A 2,481-nucleotide genomic window follows, 5' to 3' on the forward strand; every position below is an offset into this window, starting at 1 on the left:
CTGACCGAGTGCCCCGAGTGCGGCGGCGTGCTGCGCAAGCAGTACGGCCAGATCGGGGTCACCTTCAACGGCTCCGGCTTCTACCGCACCGACTCTCGGGCCGCTGCCGGCGGCTCGGGCGGCGGCAAGAGCAGCGGCAAGAGCGAGACCAAGAAGGATGCCGCATCCGGCTCCTCGTCTACCGCATCGACCTCTTCTTCGTCATCATCGTCTGCAGGGGCATCCGCCTCCCCCGCTTCCGCGGGATCCTGACCGGCGTGGCCGGCGAGACGAAGGGAGTCCTCGTGATCAAGGGCTTCAAAGATTTCATCATGCGCGGCAATGTCATCGATCTGGCCGTCGCGGTCGTCATCGGCGGCGCGTTCACCGCCCTGGTGAACGCAGTCGTCAGCACCATCATCACGCCGATCGTCGCCCTGTTCTATCAGGAGAACGCCAACGGCGTTGCCGGCCCGACCGTCATCGGCCTCTACGGCCAGGAGGTGACGTTCCCCATCGGGGACCTCATCAGCGCGGTAATCAGCTTCTTCGCCGTCGCGCTCGTGGTCTACTTCGTGTTCGTCGTCCCGATGAACCGCTGGAAGGAGCGTCAGGCCCGCAAGGCCGGCGTCACCGAGCCCGAGGAGAACAAGCTCCCCACCGAGCAGGAGCTGCTCATGCAGATCCGCGACCTGCTCGAGAAGCCGCGCACGTAGCTCCGCTTCACCAGTGCGGGGGGACGTCCCTGCGCAGCTGTTCGTCGTTCGGCCCGGATGCCGCAGCCCCCGTCACAGGTGGCGCAGGATCCGGGCCGTCGGCGTCTGCGGGGACCGGCTCGGCGCTCGTGCCCGGCGCCGGGGTCAGCTTCGCCCGGCGCGCTCCGGGAACGCGCTGAATGTGCTGACGCTCATTCGACGACATCGATGGGCTGGGTCGTGGTGTCGGCCGTCGGGGTCTCGGGCTGCACGCCGAGAATGGCGGCGATGCGGGCGGCGACACCGGCCGGGTCGCTGTACAGGTCGAACGCGTGCACCCGCACGTAGTGCCAGCCGAGGCGCCGGAGGATCAGAGGGCGCAGGCGCAGCGACTCTCGCAGCGACTCCCCGATCGTCTCGGGGTCGCTTTCGGCGACGACGGCCTTGCCCCGGTGCTGCGCGACGAGGGGCAGGAGTCCCCGGTAGTCGACATCCACCGCGACACCCAGGCGGCGCAGCTCGCGGGCGAGTGCTAGGGTCAGCGGGTCGGCGAGGTCTTCGAGACGGGCTTCGCGAGACCGGGCGGCGATGCCGCCGAGGATGGACATGAGGGTCGCGGCGCCGTATTCGAGGCGTCCTTCGTCGAAAGCCGACGGGCGGATCGACGACACGATCACCATCGACCGCCGCGCGCGGGTCATGCCGACCGTGAGCAGCCGCTCCCCGTCGGGCGTGGACAGATCGCCGAAGTCGCTCAGCACCCGGCCGTGCCGGGTGAGGCCGAAGCCGAGGGAGAAGATGACGCGGTCGCGGCTCTCGGCCACCGACTCTTCGAGCGTGAGCACGGCGAGCGGCTCTGCGGTGTCGCGCGAGAGGAAGTCGGCGACGTCGGACCGGCCGGCGAACGCGGCTTCGACGGCGGCGCGCACCCGCTCGGCGTGCCGCGCGCTGGCGGTGACGACCATCAGCGACTCGGAGCCGCGGTTGACGGCATGCTCGACCACGAGTGTGACCACCCGGGCGACCTCGGCATCGGGACTCTCGACGGCTCCGGTGACGGGGTCGGGCGCGCCGACACCGCCCTCCACGTAGTCCACGCCCAGGCTTCCGCGCCCGAGGTACGAACCCGCCCACGGCAGAGAGGTGATCTCGCCGCCGTAGAAGGCGTCGTTGACGAGCTCGGCGAGGTCTTCGCCGCCGGCGCGGTAGCTGCGGGTCAGCGTCTCGACCGGAAGCAGCTCCGCCAGACGCTCGAAGACGCTGGGCTCGTCGGGGTCGATCTGCGGCTCGTCGTCCTCGACCGCGCCCGCAAGCGCCGCCGACACCCGGAACGGGGTGGGTTTCTGCGTCACGGGGTCGCCGAGCAGCACCACCTGACGGGCGCGTCGCAGGGCCGGCGCAGCCTCGGCGAGGCTGAGAGCGGCGGCATCCGCCACGATCACCACGTCGAACTGCGGCGAATCCGGGATCTGCGGAATCTCGTACGGCGATGCCAGCCACACCGGCGCGAGGGCGCGCATGAGGGTCGGCGCGTAGCCGGTGAGCTCTTCAGCGGTGGCGGAGCCTTCGCGCAGCGCCTGCTTGAGCGATGCCGCCTCGACCGGCTCATCGACGATCGCGATCTTCCACCGCGTCGCCAGCTGGGCAGCCAGAAGGGGGCCGGATGCCGCTGCGTGAGCCTCATCGACCAGCCGGAAGTCCCGCTCCAGGCGATCGACGACCGACGTGTTCGCGCCCAGCAGCGCACGGTCGCTGCGCAGCAGGTACTCCAGCGCCGACTGCCACCACGCGAACTCCAGCTCGGCGG

2 protein-coding genes and 1 pseudogene are annotated in these 2,481 nt (G+C 70.4%); 2 read left to right on the top strand and 1 reads right to left on the bottom strand.

Going from position 1 to position 2,481, the window contains the following annotated elements; genetic code table 11:
* Together NQ160_RS22165 and mscL are read left to right on the top strand one after the other, a co-directional pair.
* A partial coding sequence (locus NQ160_RS22165) for an FmdB family zinc ribbon protein (protein ID WP_257517204.1) occupies positions 1–252 on the top strand: 252 nt, incomplete at its 5' end.
* A 32-nt stretch (positions 253–284) separates the two neighbouring features.
* Positions 285–695, top strand: coding sequence for a large conductance mechanosensitive channel protein MscL (mscL, locus tag NQ160_RS22170; RefSeq protein ID WP_257517205.1), 411 nt, complete (start codon positions 285–287; stop codon positions 693–695).
* 191 nt (positions 696–886) lie between these two features.
* Here the strand turns inward: mscL and NQ160_RS22175 are convergent.
* A pseudogene (locus tag NQ160_RS22175) lies at positions 887–2,481 on the bottom strand (AAA family ATPase); the annotation flags it as partial.

This window comes from Microbacterium sp. zg.Y909, assembly GCF_024626565.1.